The sequence below is a fragment of the Leptothoe sp. ISB3NOV94-8A genome, assembly GCF_043421595.1.
Taxonomy (GTDB): domain Bacteria; phylum Cyanobacteriota; class Cyanobacteriia; order Phormidesmidales; family Phormidesmidaceae; genus Leptothoe; species Leptothoe turfae.
Genome location: NZ_JAXSQW010000001.1, coordinates 456,952 through 475,897, shown reverse-complemented (window position 1 = coordinate 475,897; position 18,946 = coordinate 456,952). Strand labels below are relative to the sequence as shown.

Genomic DNA, 18,946 nt, shown 5'->3' with positions numbered 1-18,946 from the left:
CGAAATTCGTCAAGTCTGCTCTCGTTTTCCTCGGTGCTACTTTGCTAAGCTCAGCTAGCGCTCTAGCCAGTCCTTTATCTAATGCCCCCCTGGTCGACGGTGTTTATCTATATGGTCAACAACCAGCAGCGGCTCAACCTGGGTCAGTTTATATGGTGTTTGAAGTAACTGGCGATCGCACGGTTGGTGCTTTTTACATGCCTAGCTCTTCATTCGACTGTTTCCATGGTGATATCTCTGCGACCCGTTTAGACTTAATGGTTGTGGACAGTTACGAGCAGACAAGCCATCCCTACTCTCTTGCAGTTGAGACTCAGCCGACGCTAGCTGCCGGTGGTGCCGCTCCTGAATTTGGTATTGATGGATTTACTCGTATCAATACCCTATCTGAGCTAGATGAAAGAATTTTAGAAACTTGTCATGCCGATCAAGCTGGCGTTATCTAGGGTGTCTCAAAAGTAGCTGACAGACTGCCACACAAAGACGGTTCATGATTGAGTTTCTAAACTAAAACTTTGTTAAAACATTTGACATGAACAGACCGTAGAAAGTTGTGTACGTGTAATGGATATATAACTGGGCGGTTTTGCCCTGAGTTTTTATTGCTAGGTCTGATAGTTTTTCCTCTTGATTGATTTTTTTAGGTTATTTTTTACGGCTGATAGAATATTGCACCGTACCACTCGCCCTCTTGATAAATTCTTTCTAGAATTCTTCTTTTAAGCTGAAAGAAAATAATCAATTTAAATAGATTCCGTCCGGATGCCCCCCTGCTGACCACGAGCAAACATCAGTGAGGGGGCGATTTCTTTATCAATTTTTTATCCACCCTGCATAGATATGGAGATTCGGTCTTCGTTGATTCATAGACCTATAAATTCCTTTATCCTTCGGGCAAACTGAAACCATATCTGTTGTCTACAGGGCTATACGGATTACCCCACTTTCTCAACTTCGGCTCTCCAGGCTGTCGAGATGCAACGAAGATGGGTATATTTTTATTACATAGTTAAAAAACTTAATGTCTGGAGTAATCTTGGTTAACACCGATTACTTAATGTCTTTTATAGGTTTCGACTCCATATCCTGGCAGAGGTCCACAAAATATGTTTGAACATTTCACCAATGCGGCAATTGCGGTGATCATGCAAGCTCAGGAAGAGGCAAGACGCCTGGGTCACAATTTCGTTGGTAGCGAGCAGTTACTACTTGGGATTGTGAAGGAAGGCTCTAGCATTGCCGCTCGAGTACTCAGTGATTTTGGAGTCAACCTGGCCAACTCTCGTGCTGAAGTGGAGTCTATTATTGGTCGTGGATCTGGTAACGGGCCTACTGAAATTCCTTTTACGCCTAAGGTTAAGCAAGTTTTTGAGCAGGCTTTCCAAGAGGCACGTAAGCTGGATCATCCCTACATCGAACCAGAGCATTTACTGCTGAGTCTGACTCAAAACGTAGAAAGCGTTGCTTATCGAGTCCTGACTAATTTAGGTGTAGATCCTACTCAGGTCCGTACACAGTTGATTCGCACCATTGGCGAGGTGTCGGCGGTGACGGCTGGTGGTCGTTCCCGTGATGGTGAGCGACCGGAACAGGCCTCTAAGCGCAACAGCGGTGTCCTGGCTGAATTTAGTACTGACTTAACGGAGCTAGCCGCCAATGGAAAGCTAGACCCAGTCATCGGTCGCTTTGAAGAAATTGAGCGGGTGGTGCAAATTCTGGGTCGGCGCACTAAGAATAACCCCGTGTTAGTAGGTGAACCGGGTGTAGGTAAAACTGCGATCGCAGAAGGTTTAGCCCAGCGCATCGTCAACCAAGATGTGCCTGAGGCGTTATTTGACCGTCGCGTTATCAGTCTTGACCTGGCAATGCTGGTTTCGGGTACCCGCTTCCGGGGTGACTTTGAAGAGCGTCTCAACCAGGTAATGTCTGAAGTACGGGAAGCTCAAAACATCATTCTAGTGATTGATGAAATTCATACCCTGGTCGGTGCCGGTTCGTTAGAAGGCAGCATGGATGCGGCTAACCTGCTAAAGCCCGCCCTGGCTCGCGGTGAACTTCAGTGCATTGGAGCGACGACCCTGGAAGAATACCGCAAGTACATCGAGAAGGATGCAGCCCTAGAGCGTCGTTTTCAGCGAGTGACTGTGGCACCGCCTTCCGTCGAAGATACGTTAGAAATTTTGGGCGGTATTCGGGGACGTTACGAACAGTTCCACCGGCTGACCATTACAGATGAAGCCCTTGAGGCCGCAGCGACGCTGGCAGATCGCTACATCAACGATCGTTACTTGCCTGATAAAGCTATCGACTTGATTGATGAAGCCGGCTCACGGGTGCGTTTGCGATACTCACAGAAAATTCCGGCTGGGGAGAAGCGCACGGAGCTGCGTCAGGTGCAGGGCAAAATTATGGAGCTTTTGGAAAGTCAGGCCTTCAATGATGTGGCAGCTTTAAGGGTTAAGGAACAGGGTCTATTGGCAGAGTTATTGCCCAATGGCACTCCCCATCCTGAGGTCACGAATGAAGACATTGCCGACATTGTGTCCTCCTGGACTGGCGTACCCGTTAACCGCTTGTCTGAGTCAGAATCTGCCATGATTCTGCATCTGGAAGATACGCTGCATGAACGTGTAATAGGCCAGAACGAAGCGGTCGAAGCGGTTGCTAAGGCGGTGCGACGTTCTCGTGTGGGCATGCGTAACCCCAATCGCCCCATTGCTAGCCTGATTTTCTCGGGTCCCACGGGTGTCGGTAAAACTGAGTTAGCTAAAGCGTTAGCAGCTTCTGTCTTTGGTGCAGAAGACGCCATGATTCGCGTCGATATGTCGGAATTTATGGAACCTCAATCGGTGTCTAAGCTGATTGGCTCTCCTCCGGGATATGTGGGCTATGACGAAGGCGGACAGCTAACCGAGGCCGTACGCCGTAAGCCTTACACCGTCATTTTGCTGGATGAAATTGAAAAGGCCCATCCCGATGTCTTTAACATTTTGCTACAGCTGTTGGATGATGGTCACCTAAATGATGCGAAGGGCCGCAAAGTTAGCTTCAAGAACACCTTGATCATCATGACTTCGAACATTGGTTCCAAGGTGATTGAGAAAGGTGGCGGTGGTTTGGGCTTTGAGCTCAGTACCGATGATGAGATGACGTCTCGCTATAACAATATTCGTAACTTGGTTAACGAAGAAATGAAGCAGTTCTTCCGCCCTGAGTTGTTGAACCGTATTGACGAGATTATCGTCTTCCGTCAGTTGATCAAGCAGGAGGTTGCTCAGATTGCCGATATCCTCCTTGCTCAGGTAACTGGACGCCTGGCTGAACGCAACATTACCTTTGAACTCACCGATGCCTTTAGGGAGCACCTGGTGAATGAAGGCTATGACCAAACCTATGGTGCTCGCCCCATGCGTCGAGCCATCTCTCGTTTGGTAGAAGATTACCTGGCTGAAGCCCTGCTGGCAGGAACGATCACAGATGGCGATACGGCTGTTTTTGATCTGGATGATGATGCTCGAGTTGTAGTTAGGTCTGCGAAACAGCCTGCGTTGGTGGGTGTTAGTCGTTAGCGACTTAGGTGCCTTAAGCCCTTAGGGCACCCCAATTTCTATGGGTGCCCATCTTTTCAGCTTTGAATTAGCGATTGCTCGGTCATCTATCCCAATGGCTGAACCCGACTGGGTGGCCAGTAGATTTTGTAGGCTGCCCCTAGAATGTTGGCTTCAGGAACATATCCCCAGACATGGGAATCCTGACTGTTGTTTCGGTTATCGCCCAATACAAAATAACTGTTTTCGGGCACGGTTTCCGGTCCCCACCCATAGGCAGATGTTGCTTGAGCGTAAGCTTCTGTAAGCGGGCGATTGCCGACATAAACACGACCCTCTTTAACGGTTATTTGCTGACCCGGTAAGCCAATCACGCGCTTTACATACAGTAGATTCTCGGCTGTCTCTGGCTCAGGAAGATCGAGCAGGGCCTCATCGGGTGGGGTAAATACAATAATGTCGCCAATGTTAGGGCGATACGTTTGATCACGCCGTACAAAAAGGCGATCGCCCACTTGCAGGGTCGGGGCCATGGACTCACTTGGGACAATACATTGCTCAACCGCCCGTTGAATCCAGCCTGGTATTGAACCTAAGCACAGTCGGATCACCAGGAGACCGATAACGAGGCGTGCGATCGCGTCAGCGCTGGCTTGGTAGTTTGCACCTGATTTACCCCTGGTTCGATGGGGAAAACTGGCATACACGTGATAACAACTCAGTGCCCAAATCAGCGGTGGAATAGGCACCAACTGGGGAATAGAATTCGCTAGCCAAGCCGTCAGCAGACCTGTACCAAGAAATAACCCACCAGCCAAAGCCTGCTGTAGATACAAATGGCCTAATCCAGGCAACAGCTGTGATAAAAAAACGGCATACCAAGGATCGGACCTGCCCTGAGGTACTGAAATCCGGCTGGCGTACCCCGGTTGAGTGCCACGATAGGCATCCAAAATACTAAAGCTATAGACCATGAGGAAGCAGCCTATCGTCCAAAATCCCCACATGGTTTGGCCATGGGCCCCAAAAATAGACCATGTGGCATAGCCGATCATGACAACTGCCATTAGCACCAAGCTGATTCCTTTCCACCAGAAAGCGCTGTATAACTGCCCCAGCCCTGGAAACACCAGCGAATAATTCACGGCTAGCCAAGGGTTCAGATGGGTTGACCGGCTTGACTGAAACGATAGTTTCATGCTTCAAGTATCAGTAAAAATTGACGATAACCTGTCAAGGAGCGCAAACGTATAGCAACCAGTTGTAGGCTAACAACGTACACGGTTAAACCTGTCGTTATTTAATAAATTTAGGCAACGGTGAGTCATCATAATGAACGATTTCTACGATCGCCTCGCGCCTTTTTATCACATTATTTATAAAGATTGGGATACAGCTGTTGAAACGCAAGCAACACAGCTATCCACCATTATGCATGACCATTGGGGTGAAAAGGCTCAGCATATTCTAGACGTATCCTGCGGCATTGGCACACAAACCCTCGGTCTAGCCGCCAAAGGTTATAGCGTTACAGCCTCCGATCTCTCACCTAAAGAGATTCAACGGGCAATAGAAGAAGCGCGATTACGTCACCTCAATATCAGCTTCTCTGTGTGCGATATGCGAGAGGCCTATAATCACCATCAAATCCGGTTCGACGTTGTTATTTCCTGCGATAACTCAATTCCCCACCTGCTCAGTGATGGGGAAATCCTCAAGGCACTTAAACAGATGTATGCCTGTACTTGTACTGGCGGTGGTTGTCTGCTGACCGTGCGAGATTATGACAAAGAAGAAAGAGGTCAAGGTCTTGTCAAACCTTATGGAGTTCGTGAAGATGCTGGCAAACGCTACTTTGTCTTCCAAGTATGGGACTTTGAAGGCGATATTTATGACGTGTCAATGTACTTCATTGAAGAAAATCGACAATCTGATATCGCTAACACCCACGTTATGCGCTCTCGCTACTATGCAATCACCCCCACCCGCCTTATGCAGCTAATGGAAGCAGCAGGCTACACGTCAGTCACTCGGCTGGATGAACCATTTTTCCAACCCGTTTTAGTCGGCACAAGATCAGCATAACCCTTGGATAGAGCTATTAAATATGACGACAAAAGACATTAGTAACATTCTTCGAGACCTTGCTGATCCTGTTATAGCAGAACATTCACAACGCTTCTTTAAGACAGGAAAAGGTGAATATGGCGAGGGTGACCAATTTCTCGGCATTCGTGTTCCTGCGCTTAGAAAACAGGTGAAAAAGCATCAGGCAACATCACTACCAGACGTCAAAAAACTGTTAATGTCCCCTTTTCATGAAGAACGCTTGTTTGCGTTGTTACTCCTGGTGCACAAATTTAGCCAAGGTAACGATGCCGAGAAAACAACGATTTATCAGCTATATTTGGACCATACTCAATACATCAACAATTGGGACTTGGTGGATAGCTCAGCTTACAAAATTGTGGGTGTTTACCTCGAAACAAGGGACCGACAAATTCTCTATCAATTAGCTCAATCCTGTAATCTCTGGGAAAGACGAATTGCAATCATGTCCACGTTTCAGTTTATTCGCAACGATCAGTTTGACGATACGCTACAGCTGTCAGAGTTGTTGCTAAATGATTCAGAAGACTTGATCCACAAAGCTGTGGGCTGGATGTTGCGAGAAATTGGCAAGCGGGATGTGGCAACTGAAAAAGCGTTCTTGAAAACCCATTACAAAACAATGCCTCGCACCATGCTGCGCTATGCCATCGAGAAATTTCCAAAGCAAGAACGGCAACAGTATTTGACCGGTGATTTGACCGGTGTAGTATGAAAATGAGAGTACATCCTTCACGCTATACCTACCGCTCCATGGCATCAATCTGCCTCACTGCGGTTAAGGCTGCATAGCTAACGCCAGCGGTTCCTTCCCCTGGATGCACACAGTCTCCTACCAGCCATAGCTTAGGAATCGGCGTCCGGGTGGCAAAGCCAAAGGGACCAAAGGTCGATAACCGCTGACCGATGCCGCCTACCATGCCCTGGTGTCGAGCTGTGTAGCGCTCAAAGGTGCGGGGAGTGCCCGATTCAGCGTGGATAATGTGCTGTGGGTCCAGGTTGAAGTATTGGTTTAGTTTTGCGATCGCATCCCGTTCATACTCAGCCTTCAAAGCCCCATAGTCATCACACTTTTGCCATGCCTGCACATCCGTAAATGACGACGCCACGATCGTTGCCTTGCCTTCAGGGGCACGACCATCTCCCGATCGACTGACTGACACAAACAGCGAGTTATTCTCCCCAATTGGGCCATCATAGTCATAGAGAAACTGTAGATGCGGTGGGCAATTTTCAGGAATCGCCGCTTGATCGACACCGAGGTAAACCACAAACGCTCCCGATGACGGCATCAGCTTATCCACCCGCCGCTGATAGCCTTGGGGCGTTTGCTCACCCAGCAATGTGGTTAAATTCTGCACGGTCACATTAGCGACGATATGATCGGCAGACTCTAACCAGATGTCATCCGTTTTCTGATGGCGGACCTGGGCAAACCGGGGTCGATTATTCTCTAGCTGAATTTTCTCAACGGCATGTCCCAAAAAAACCTGACCGCCAAACTGTTTGATTGCGTTTACCAATGCAGTGCTCAACCCCTGCATACTGCCCTGTAGATGAAATAACCCCTGCGGCGCTTGGGATACGCCTAAGGCTGTTGCCGCATATAACAAAGCTGTTTCATCTGCACCCACCTGGGAATAGAGCTTGAGCTGTAGGTCCAAAAATGTTTTTAGTCGACGATTTTCATAGAGGCCATAGCCTTTAAGCAATTGGCCCACGGTTGAGAATGTGTAGGGCACTGTCAGCAGCGTGTCCGGTCGCAGTGCATTGCCCAGCTGCCAAGCATCCCAAAGATTGCGCGGTGGCAACACCGGCTGTCTGGCCTGAAATCGCCAGCTATAGCTAAATAGATCGCTCAGCTTTTGCCAAAACGGTTCACTACCTGGAAACTGCTGTTGACGCTCGGTTTTCCACCGCTGCGGATCCCGCCAAACATTGATCGGCGTCGTTTCTCCGGGTAAGAAAACGGCACAAGCCGGATCGCAATGCTCAGCTGCCGGTAGATCTATCCCTAATTCTGAAAAAATTTGATGGTGAATTCCCCCTGGTTCTAAGCCAGCAACCTGGGTCGCACCGACATCAAAGGTAAACCCCCGTCGTCGAAAGGTAGACGCACAGCCCCCCGGCACCAGGGCCTGTTCAAAAACACGAACCTGGTAACCCCGTTTGGCCAGTAAAGCTGCAGCTGTCAGCCCGCCAATACCCGCCCCGACGACAAGCACCTTGGATGGGCCATAGTGTGTGTGGGATTCTACCAATGGGGTCATGTTTACATTTGTTTACCTGACCCTAGTGTAACGGTCTGTGCTGACCACTAGATATCTAGATCAATGATGCGGTGCTTGTTATCGACAGCTAGAAAATGCATCTGACCAGCAAATACAATCGTCAGCGTATTGCCTTGAACATCGTCAATGACTAAAACGGTTTGATCGTCTACTTCAACATGCTCTGCCTTAAGGATGCGTTGGGGCTTTTTCTCCGGTTTAGGCAATGTCCCTTCAGATAGGGCGATACCCAGGGTTTTAGTGGCCTTAATCAGTAAAAAAATCGGTTCGTTCTGATTGGCTTGACGGGTGATGGCTTCGGGAAGCCACAATGAATCCCATAGTAAACAAAGAACAGTTTCACCATAGGTTTCTGCACTTTGATACGTTCCTAGCAAATAGGCATCGTGCAATGTGTAAACCTGGCTGAAATGACTGTAAGCCTGACATAGACCATGTTGCCAAGGTAGATTCCCTAACAAAATATTTTCGCAGAGCCAGCGTGGCAGGGTGGGTTTGGTGCTAACAAATACCATAGTCAAGACGTATGGACTAAAGAAACGGCAATAATATGAGTCCCCTAGATGCCTCCAAAGACCTTTGGCATAGAATCAATCTTGAGCCATTGCATTTATTGATCATGCAGCGGCTCAAGCCATATATCATCCATGGGTAAGAAAAAATCCTATGCCGTGTTTGTCCATAGAATTATTCCTACTAACTTTATGAATCCAGTAGCTTCTTAATGAAATCTTTTTGATAAAATTTCCTTCTACTAGTGAAATAAAGACTCGTATATCTCACATAGGTAAATTACTGTATTCAGCATCTGACAGGTATCACAGGTGCTTTAAGGAATATTAGCTTAATAATTTAAAATGTTGCTGCTCCGAACTATGATTCTATTCAGCCGGATCGGTAACAACATTTTATAATAAACCCATAATTGTGCTGATTGATGAGGCCAGTAAAAAAATAGGAACATTCCTACGCATGGGAGAATTAAGTGACACTAGATCCTCTTGCACAACAATAAGAAGTTATTCATAACTCTCTGTCCATAACAGTTTCAGCGGCATCAATTGAAGCTGGGATTTTTGGCTACTGACTTCTTTCTGGCTACTAACCTCTGAGTACCATGCTTAGGAAAACGTCTCGATTTGAGTTGATACCCCGTTTTCAGAGAATAAGATCTTTGCCATTGCTGATCCTTGGGAAGATTTAAGTGAAAAAACATTGATGTAGAGTGATCTTGCCAGATCGATCCATTTTCTAAATCAACAACGGTAAGTCTTGCTGATCTCATCTAAATTCAGTAGGACATTAGATGAGGTAATTGTTTCTCGTCAGCGATTTTACGTTGTGCCTTTTGTCACTTCGTTAGTGCTTACATCAACTCACAAAAGAGAATGTGATTGCTATTTCCACGTTGCGGTAGGTCTTCATCACTTGCAAAGTTCTCTAATAACTAAGGCTTTAAATATTTTTTAGCAAAAATGTTTTCTCGGCTGTCTAGTTATACAGACAATCAAAAACATAGGGTTCTATGTCAGTGATCATTGCAACGTACTCAATGTTATGCTAACCGCCATAAACTTCGTAAGACCTACTAATAATAATGTCGGTCATAACAGAGTAAAAAAACTGGCTTCGCTGATCCTCGGCATAATTTCATCCTTCAGGTTATGGATTGATATTCTAATAGATTGCTCAGTTTCTCCCCTAAATCAGCAACAGCAAAAACTCAATCTAGTTGGATGTTTTTTCGAATTGATAGACCGTTGATCCGTCAACTTGCCGGTTTTCCTGGTCAAAGCCTGATTAATTATTGGAGCCAGACTTCCCTGATATCAGGATTTTAGCTTGTGACACTAAAAAACTAACATGGCAATACTGAGTGAAGCCATGGCCGCCTAAATAACACTGAAAACATGTACCAAGATCATTGCAATTATTGTTTTTTGATGATAATGAAAAATGTTAAATAGGTAACTTTTTAGGCATTAGCATTAGCAAAATCTGACTTTACAGAAACTCCGCACAAAGAATATAAAGATACGTAGCTCATTTTTAAAATTTAGGTTATGTTAGACCCAGATATGCAGTTTAATTACTAACGCTTAGTGCTTCAGAATGTTTATCTGTTTTCATTTCTGAAAGCCCCTAAGAAAATTTTTCTTGTACGCATCTATGGTTAGATACAGTCAACAATGTCTATGTGAATCTAAAAGTCTTCTATTTTTGCTAGATACCTGATAATCGTCATTCATGCTCGTGGCTTTTAAGTTTTAAGCGTGGTTTCCCCATATGAGAACGCCTAAAAGCCAGAATGGCAAGCAAAATTTTGACTAGATGACATTTAAGTACTATGTTTACATCGACTCCGTTTCCCTTCTTGGGGTGAGTGCACAAGCAGATTGTGTCGGTAGTCCACGAGTCACTGTTTCCTGAATGGTTAGTTAAGGCTAGATCTTATTGTTGTCCTGTATGTAAGCTTACGAAGACTGGTTTTTCATCTATAGTGTGTGATCCCAAAAAATAAGAACTGTAGTAGACGGCAGAGTTTTAGTTAGATATCTGTAGGATACCTATGGGTATGTGGCTCTGTTGATTCTTAGCGTGCAGTTCTTGACGATTTTTTCAAGTTTCAATGTTATCACTGCCTAAATTCTCTAGCCCTGTGGTGGGAAGAGTCTTGCATGTGGTTTACATCTGTGATCAGTGATGATGCGATCGCTTTAGGCATCTAGATGTTTGTATTTATTGTTGGCAGTCATCATGAAAAAGCATTTTTCAACTAGAGGAATATTTCTGATTAAGCTGACTCTGATGTGCCTGGTTCTAGGAGAATCTGCAGGCCGCTATGCGGTTGCCCAGTCTACGACTCCAGCTGAACCGTCGTTACCCCCCTTGCCTGTCGAAACATCAAGTTCATCAGAGTTGGCGGCCCCTGATCCTACAGTAGGAGAATCCTACATCCTGGGTGTTGGTGATTACTTACGCGTAGATGTGTTTAACATCCCTGACTACAGTGGTGAATTTCGAGTATTGTCCAGTGGCAATCTAAATATTCCCATCGTCGGAGCCATTGATGTTGAAGGTCTTTCTCTCCAGCAAGCAAAAGTTCAGATTGAACAAACCCTTGAACCCTATGTTCAGCGTCCTGTGGTTACCCTGAGTGTGCTTGAGACGCGTCCTATTCAGATTGCCATCGCTGGTGAAGTCCATCGACCTGGCTCTTATCGAATCTCCGCGCAGAGCGGTACAAATGTTGCAGCTGAAGATATCCCCACCTTGACCCAGGCAATTGAGTTAGCAGGGGGAATCACCCAGTTAGCAGATATTCGCCAAATTGAAGTGCAACGTCGGCTGCCGCGCTCATCAGCTGCCTTAGTATCGAGTGCTACTTTATTAGCTGATCAACGTCATAAGGAAAATAAATCCCAAACAGTTGCCGTCAATTTGTGGAATCTCCTAAAAGAAGGTAATCTCAATGAAGACTTGCAGTTGCAAGATGGCGATCGCATTATCATTCCTACGGCTAGCAATCTGAATTCAGATGAAGCAGCTGAACTAGCCACGGCTAGCTTTTCACCTGATGAGATTTCCGTAAATGTTGTTGGGGAAGTAGAATCTCCTGGCAATATTCGGATCCCCCCCAATACACCGCTTAATCAAGCAATCTTAGCTGCAGGTGGGTTTAATAATCGGGCTCGAAAAGGAACCGTAAGACTTGTTCGCCTAAATCTCAACGGTACAGTATCCCAGAGCGATATCGACATTGATTTTGCTCAAGGGATTAATGAGGAAACTAACCCATCCTTACGCCCGAACGACACGGTTATTGTCCAACGTTCTGGAGTTGCTAGTGTAGGCGATGCATTCAGCTCGGTTTTATCACCTTTAAACTTTGTTTTGCGTTTGTTGGGCATTTAGGAAAGTGTGGGCATTGAGTCGACAAACAACGACCTTCAGTACCATAAATAGAGATTCTTCAAGGATCTTTGTTCCCTCTAGATTGTTACTAATTCAACATTGTGATTATTTCTAGAGATTGGTTTTAGTATGAAAATTGCATTGGTGCATGATTACCTTACCCAGAGAGGCGGCGCAGAGCGTGTATTTGAGCTTCTTTGCAGACGATTTCCAGACGCAGATATTTACACCTCATTATATAGTCCGAAAGATACGATTAATCTGGGTGACCGACCTGTTCACACGACTAAGCTTCAGGCGATCCCCGGAGCAAGTCAGAATTTTAGATTGCTGGCTCCCTTTTATTTCCCAGCTTTTGAAGCCTTAGATTTGCAACAATATGAGCTGATTATTAGCAGTACAACCAGCTTTGCAAAGTCAGTGATCAAGCGTCCTAATGCGTACCACATTTGTTTCTGTCATAATATCACTCGTTTTCTTTGGGATACGCGTACCTATATTGATCAATACAAAAATTATAAGACTTTGATGCCAATCATTCAGCCAATTTTCCAAAAGCTGAGAGAAGTGGACTTTGTACATGCCCAAAAACCAGACCTGTATATTTCTAACTCATCAATTGTCACTGAGCGCATTCAAGAAACCTATAAGCAACCGGCAGTTACCGTTAACTATCCAATTGATATCAGCCAGTTTGAATTTTCGGATCAGAAAGATGATTATTACCTGGTGTCATCTCGGTTATTGGGATATAAGCGTGTAGATGTAGTAGTAGAAGCCTTTAACTGGTTAGGGTGGCCACTGATTATTACGGGTGATGGCCCAGAGAGAGAGAGATTAGAAATGGCTGCTCTACCCAATATTTCTTTCTTGGGTCATGTCAGTGATGATCAGCGTAAAAGCTTGATGTCAAGAGCTAAAGCGGTAATTGTTACAGCCCTGGAGGATTATGGGTTGGTGCCTATTGAAGCAAATGTTAGCGGTACCCCTGTTGTTGCTTACGGTGCTGGAGGGGTGTTAGACACACAGTTGCCTGGGAAAACAGGCGTCTTTTTCTACCGCCAATCTCCAGAAGCTGTCCATCAGGCCTTGCTCAGAGCCGATACCATCGACTGGAATTATCGTCAGATTCGCGAGCATGTGCTCAAGAATTTTACTGAGAAAGTTTTTTTTGAACGGGTGCTGAAAATTATTGAAGAAGCTTACGCGAAACATAAAGCCGTTGCTCCAGTTTTAACTCCATCTGCATAGTGGCCACGATAGTTAGCGCAGCTCGATAAATCTGATGGCGAATAACAACACAGATATGCGAACATCACAATTTTCCTCCTCCTCAGATAAAACAGAGATTGGCTATGGTCAGCTTCTGAATATACTGCTAAGACGCTTTGTCTGGTTTGGTGGAGCCGTTTTAGGGACGGTGGGGATTGCGATCGCATTAACTTTAAAAGAAGATCCTCTTTATCAAAGTTCAATGCAGTTATTAGTTGAGCCTAACTATCGTCAGACGGTTGATATCACCAACGGACAACAGCAAGGTCGACGTTCATCCTCTTCCCAAACAGACTATGCGACTCAGCTCAACCTGATGCGCAGTAAGTCCTTTGTTGAAAAAACGGTTGAGCAGCTTCAGCCTGAGTATCCAGAGCTATGTGATGCGTCAGCCCCACTATCAGAATGTGCTGATGGTTTTCAAAAGGCGTTGACCCTATCCCAGGTGGCTGAAGGCGATGCCAAAACTGGTATTTTCAAAGCAACCTTTACTGGTAAGGATCCAGAAGTTGTTCAAAGGTTTTTAGAAAAATTAGGCGATGTCTATTTAAGCTATAACAAAGATCAGCAAGAGCAGCGCCTTAAGCGAGGATTAGCCCTGGTTAATCAGCAAATAGAAAGCGTGCAAGAAAATCTTGCTGTGTCTCGTCAGGCCTTAAAAGAGTTTCGCGAATCAGAGAACCTGATTGATCCAGAGCAGCAATCACTGACGGTTGCTGAATCCCTCAGACAGATTGAGCAATCGAAAGTGGATGTCGAGACTGAATTTTTAGATGCTCAGGCTAAATATAATTCCCTGCAAGATCAACTGGCTGCCGATCCTCAATCAGCGATGATTGCTTCACGTTTAAGTCAGTCATCGCGTTATCAGCAGCTTTTAAATGCATTGCAGGCAACCGAGCTAGAGTTAGAGGAACGGCGATCACTTTATGCAGAAGCTGATCCCGGAGTGCAGGATCTGGTAAGTCGACGGGAGGGAAATATTTCTCTGTTGCAATCAGAGGTTGAACGGGTATTAGGTGATATTCCACAACAGATTAATCTGGATGAAACGGCGTTGTTAACCGAAGGGCAGTTGGGTGAAATTGAACTGGGATTGGCCGCTGAGCTGGTGCAGGCTACGATTAGCTTACAGCGTTTTAAAGCACGAAAAAATGGTTTAGAACAGGCTGCGCAACAATTAAAATCTGAACTCTCTAAATTCCCTAGCTTAATTGCAGAATACGACCGCATTCAACCCGAAGCTCAAATACAACAGCAATCGTTGGAACAACTGTTACAACTACGCCAAGAACTAAGTAATGAATTAGCTCAGGGTGGTTTTAGTTGGGATATTGTTGAACCTTCGCAGCTAGGTGAACAAATTTCACCTCAACCCAAGCAAAACATACTGTTGGGTGTAGTGGCTGGTATATTCATTGGCGGTGGGTTAGCCTTTGGTCGAGAAGCGATAGACACGGTGGTACGTACATCGGATGAGCTGAAAAAACAAGCTGCCTTGCCTCTCTTAGGGGTGATTCCTGAAATACCCACCCGCAAAGCCGATGCCTTGCTGACCATTCTGGATGCTGAGCGGGCTCCTGCGGATTCTCCTGCCCTCAGTCAAAGTCAGCCATTTCGAGACGCTGTCGATCTGATTTATAAGACTATTCAGCTGACCAATTCTCAGTCATTGTCTTCTTTACTCGTCACATCGGCTCTGATGGGAGAAGGGAAAACAACATTATCCATTGGCTTAGCGCTTAGTGCAGCCCGATCTCACCAACGGGTGTTGTTGATTGATGCTAATTTCCGTAATCCATCGTTGCATCAATATCTGGGTCTATTAAATGTTCAGGGTTTATCAACCCTGTTGCATCCAAATTTGGCACGGTGGAATAAAACAAAAATTTCTCCTGTTTCTCTGTCTCATTCCGGCACCAGTGTTGATGTTCTGCTGGCAGGAGCGGTACCTGAAGACCCCATGAGGCTTCTAAGCTCACAACAAATGCGACAGGTGTTAGAAAAAGCTGAAGCAAATTATGATCTTGTGATTGTTGATGCCCCTGCTATTTCAGGCCTGGCTGATGGACTACAGCTGGCATCCATGTGTAACGCATCCATTATTGTCAGCCGCCTAGATCGCATTACTCAGGCTGATTTAACCCATACCACTACCATGCTGGATCAAGTAAATACCATTGGTATTGTCGCCAATGGTCACCGCGAGAGTATGCGACCTATGAAACATTATGAGCGAAATGGCTCTTCAAAACTCTCCAAAGAGCCCGTAATGCTCTGGCGCAGCTAGACTTTACTCTACTAGTTCAGTCACTGAATTGACACAATTGTAGTTAATCGGACATCCCAAATGGAGATTTATTTGCTATAAGTTTATCTAAGACAAGTTTTTAGGCAACAGGCTTAACTTGAATCAGGCTTTCTATTAAGAGACTCTTCAGACGTATGACAACTTCTACAGTTTTGTTAAAGGCTCCCATTGTTTTTCAAGTGCCACCTACCAAGAGAACACCACCTGCATTTGAAAACTGTACATTGATTTGGGAAAAAGATGCATTAATCGTAAAGCCTCGCTCGTCTAAATTAGAACCCGAGATTCCTGCTCTCAGCAATAAAGTGTGGTTGCGAGACTGTCTGCGCCGCTCACCTGTCAAGCGAGTATATCTTGACCCACAGTTAGAATCATCGAAGTTTACTGCCTGGGCAGATATTTGTAGCGCTACTAAAAAGCAGGTCTATTTGAGAGTACCTTTGGCTCCCGATTTACCCCAGGCTCGACAACCCATCCTCTGGCGAGTAAAACGGTTGGCAGATTGGTTAGTTGCATCTTTCCTATGTATTCTACTCAGCCCATTAATGGGGCTATTGGCTTTATGGGTTCGATTAGATTCTCCTGGGCCTATCTTATTTCGTCAGTGGAGAGTGGGTTACCAAGGCAGACTGTTTCAGATTTGCAAGTTCCGCAGTATGAAGACAGATGCCGAAGCACAGCACCATAAGGTTATGAGGAATCAGACCGGCCTACATAAACTGGAAAAAGATCCACGGGTAACAGGGGTGGGTCGTTGGCTACGAAAATTTAGCTTAGATGAGCTGCCTCAGCTGGTTAACGTGTTGCGCGGTGAGATGAGCTTAGTAGGACCAAGACCTTGGGCTCTATATGATGCGGTACGGATTGAGCCAGTATTGCGGAGACGATTGAGAGCGTTACCTGGTATGACCGGCATGTGGCAGGTAACGACCCGCTCTCAAGGATGCGATCTGACATCGGTCAATCGAATGGATTTGGATTACCTTCGACAGTGGACATTCCAGGAAGATTTAAAACTGTTGCTAATGACAGTCCCTAAAGTCATGACAGGATTTGGTGCGTTCTAACGTATTGCTTACTTACCTTGTTTCTTTTCTTAGATGTGAGTAGTTTCTTATGAGTTTGCGACAGAAAGCAATTCAAGGGGCAATGTGGTCCGCTATAGAAAAATGGGGGGCTCAGCTTGTCTCAACTGCAATTTTTCTGTTGCTAGCTCGGCTGCTCGGTGCTGAAGCCTTTGGTTTAGTAGCTCTGGCAAATGTATTTATGTATTTTATGCAGATCTTTTTGGATCAGGGCTTTGCTCAAGCCATTATTCAAAAAGATAAGCTGGAGCCGGAGCATCTAGATACAGCTTTTTGGACCAGTGTATTGATGGGGGCATTGTTCCTCTTAGCTGTTTTAGCTGGAGCTGGAGCTGTTGCAAACTTTTATAGTGAGCCAGAGCTAGCACCGATTATTCGGTGGATGTCCATCAGTTTTCTATTTGCAGGGCTAAGTAGCGTGCAGTCTGCAATCTTGCAACGCAATATGCAGTTTAAGGTTTTTGCAGCACGTTCTTTAGTGGCAACGGCAGCCTGTGGGGTAGCGGGCATTGGGGCTGCCCTTATGGGGTTAGGGGTTTGGAGTCTGGTTATTAAAGAAATAGTATTTGGCTCAACGGGAGCCTTAATGTTGTGGAGTTCGAGCGACTGGCGGCCAGGATTTAGGTTTTCTCCTCAACATTTTAGAGAACTCTTTGCGTTTGGCATCAATATCATTGGCTTTAACTTTCTCGATTTCTTTAACCGACGCTCAGATGATTTATTGATTGGTTATTTTTTAGGAGCCGTTGCCCTAGGCTATTACAACGTAGCCTATCGATTGCTGCTGATTATGATTAAGCTATTGACCAGTGTGACTACTCAAGTAGCACTCCCTACGTTTTCGAAACTGCAAAAACAGCCAGCAAGAATGAGAGATGCTTTTTATAGGGTTACGCGGTATACCAGCTTAGTTTCATTTCCTGCATTTTTAGGCGTCGTTGTTCTTGCACCAGAGTTAATACAGACTTTGTTTGGAGAAGAATGGCTGCCTAGCGTTCCAGTTATGCGTATTCTTGCACTAATCGGTATTCTTCAATCGGTGCAATACTTTGCTGGAACGGTTCTCTTAGCTATGAATAAACCTCTATGGCGATTACGGGTTGTCTTTTTAATTACCCTTTGTAATATTGCTGGTTTCTTTGTAGCGGTTCGGTGGGGAATAACTGCGGTCGCCTTATCTTATGCCATCTGTGTTTACTCCTTCTCACCTATATTCTTAGGTATGGTGAGAAAATTAATACAGATAGACTTCAAAAAATATTTTCTGCAATATACGACTCCACTGATCAGCAGCTTGTTAATGGTGATCTTCATCTTGGGAGCTAAACAGATATTGCGTGGCTGGACTAACTCATATGTAGTGCTTGGCATATACCTAGCAATAGGAGTGCTTGCATATCTATCTGGAGTAATGCTTTTATCTCCTAACTTGTTTAATCAAACCTATAAATTAGCCTTGTCTTCACTGCCAAGATCAACACAGAAACGGGATTGAAGTATGCCTCACCTTAAAACTGTATAAATCTGAATCGATCGTCATCAGCTGTATAAGGAACTTTTGATTATGAAGTCACCGATAAGCTCGCTAGATACCGATAAACTATCTTTCTACAGAACAAAACATCATTTTGAAAAATATGGTGAATTTCATACTGTAGATGAGTTCATTCAATATTGTCAGTGGGCTCAACAGCGTGACGTGCCCTTGTATGTTTTAGGGAATGGTTCCAATGTACTCTTTAAGTCAAGGAAAATATCGTCTCTAGTATTAAAAAATAAACTCAATAAGGATATTAAGCCTTTAGGGGAAGGGCGATTTGAGATCTCCTCCTCTACGCAGGTGATAGATGTACTAAGATACTGCTATGCTCAATCCCTAGAATCTTTCTACTATTTATCATCGGTGCCAGCCACTATTGGTGGTGCTTTGGCAATGAATGCTGGTCGCGGTCGGCAACAAAACATGACAGTTTATGACTTTGTAGAGAGCGTTACCTTCTTTGACTTTGAGCAAAATCAAATAAAGACTCTGCTGCCCAATGAGATTGTTCAAGGATATCGGCAAACTACTTTTACAGGAATTCAGAAGAAGCTAATTCTCAAGGCGATATTCAAATTTGAATCCATCAGTTTTCAGTCTGATCCAATATTAGAAAGGAAAAAATGGTCAAAAGAGTTTCAGGACTATTCAGCCCCAAATTGTGGATCGGTTTTTAAGCAGGCTGACTACCGAATCTTGAGAAAACTAGAAGGGTTATCCATTGGGCAATCTGCGTTCTCTAAGAAAACGACCAACTGGATTTTAAATAAGTCAAAAAGTAGCTTGCCCATTAGATTTTTAATTTCAATGGCTCAGATTTTACATGCTTTTCTCGGTAAAAAAATTGAGCTAGAAGTCATCGTTATTGAATAGTA

13 protein-coding genes are annotated in these 18,946 nt (G+C 45.0%); 10 read left to right on the top strand and 3 right to left on the bottom strand.

Going from position 1 to position 18,946, the window contains the following annotated elements; genetic code table 11:
- Nucleotides 1–41: 41 nt before the first annotated feature.
- Complete coding sequence (locus SPB21_RS01985) at nt 42–446, top strand: hypothetical protein (protein WP_163700838.1); 405 nt, start codon at nt 42–44, stop codon at nt 444–446.
- Between the two features lie 660 nt (nt 447–1,106).
- Nucleotides 1,107–3,569 carry an ATP-dependent Clp protease ATP-binding subunit gene (locus SPB21_RS01980; RefSeq protein WP_163670910.1) on the top strand — a complete coding sequence of 821 codons (2,463 nt, stop codon included), beginning with the start codon at nt 1,107–1,109 and terminating at the stop codon, nt 3,567–3,569.
- Nucleotides 3,570–3,655: 86 nt separating this feature from the next.
- On the opposite strand, the gene lepB is transcribed toward SPB21_RS01980, so the two are convergent.
- On the bottom strand, nt 3,656–4,747 hold the full coding sequence (gene lepB, locus SPB21_RS01975) for a signal peptidase I (protein WP_499865240.1): 1,092 nt from the start codon (nt 4,745–4,747) through the stop codon (nt 3,656–3,658).
- A gap of 133 nt (nt 4,748–4,880) precedes the next feature.
- Between lepB and SPB21_RS01970 the strand changes: the two genes are divergently transcribed.
- Both SPB21_RS01970 and SPB21_RS01965 read left to right on the top strand, forming a co-directional pair.
- A complete protein-coding gene (locus SPB21_RS01970; RefSeq protein WP_499865238.1) occupies nt 4,881–5,633 on the top strand; it encodes a class I SAM-dependent DNA methyltransferase in 753 nt (250 codons plus the stop codon).
- Between the two features lie 22 nt (nt 5,634–5,655).
- Complete coding sequence (locus SPB21_RS01965) at nt 5,656–6,372, top strand: DNA alkylation repair protein (protein ID WP_163670904.1); 717 nt, start codon at nt 5,656–5,658, stop codon at nt 6,370–6,372.
- Between the two features lie 28 nt (nt 6,373–6,400).
- Here the strand turns inward: SPB21_RS01965 and crtD are convergent, their stop codons facing one another.
- Together crtD and SPB21_RS01955 are read right to left on the bottom strand one after the other, a co-directional pair.
- Nucleotides 6,401–7,927, bottom strand: coding sequence for a C-3',4' desaturase CrtD (crtD, locus tag SPB21_RS01960; protein WP_163670902.1), 1,527 nt, complete (start codon nt 7,925–7,927; stop codon nt 6,401–6,403).
- Nucleotides 7,928–7,974: 47 nt separating this feature from the next.
- Complete coding sequence (locus SPB21_RS01955; RefSeq protein WP_006519472.1) at nt 7,975–8,463, bottom strand: hypothetical protein; 489 nt, start codon at nt 8,461–8,463, stop codon at nt 7,975–7,977.
- Nucleotides 8,464–10,705: 2,242 nt separating this feature from the next.
- Here SPB21_RS01955 and SPB21_RS01950 point away from each other — a divergent pair.
- The 6 genes from SPB21_RS01950 to SPB21_RS01925 all read left to right on the top strand — a co-directional run bounded on the left by SPB21_RS01950 (nt 10,706) and on the right by SPB21_RS01925 (nt 18,944).
- On the top strand, nt 10,706–11,863 hold the full coding sequence (locus SPB21_RS01950; protein ID WP_163670900.1) for an SLBB domain-containing protein: 1,158 nt from the start codon (nt 10,706–10,708) through the stop codon (nt 11,861–11,863).
- A gap of 129 nt (nt 11,864–11,992) precedes the next feature.
- Nucleotides 11,993–13,114 (top strand): glycosyltransferase, encoded by a 1,122-nt coding sequence (locus SPB21_RS01945; protein ID WP_163700826.1) that lies wholly within the window; start codon nt 11,993–11,995, stop codon nt 13,112–13,114.
- 55 nt (nt 13,115–13,169) lie between these two features.
- Entirely contained in the window at nt 13,170–15,425 is a 2,256-nt protein-coding gene (locus tag SPB21_RS01940) for a GumC family protein (protein ID WP_499865237.1), read from the top strand.
- A gap of 155 nt (nt 15,426–15,580) precedes the next feature.
- Nucleotides 15,581–16,513 (top strand): heterocyst development glycosyltransferase HepC, encoded by a 933-nt coding sequence (hepC, locus tag SPB21_RS01935; protein ID WP_499865236.1) that lies wholly within the window; start codon nt 15,581–15,583, stop codon nt 16,511–16,513.
- Nucleotides 16,514–16,562: 49 nt separating this feature from the next.
- Nucleotides 16,563–18,026, top strand: coding sequence for an MOP flippase family protein (locus tag SPB21_RS01930; RefSeq protein WP_163670892.1), 1,464 nt, complete (start codon nt 16,563–16,565; stop codon nt 18,024–18,026).
- A gap of 69 nt (nt 18,027–18,095) precedes the next feature.
- Nucleotides 18,096–18,944, top strand: a complete 849-nt coding sequence (locus tag SPB21_RS01925) for an FAD-binding protein (protein WP_499057298.1) — start codon at nt 18,096–18,098, stop codon at nt 18,942–18,944.
- The last annotated feature ends 2 nt before the right edge of the window (nt 18,945–18,946 follow it).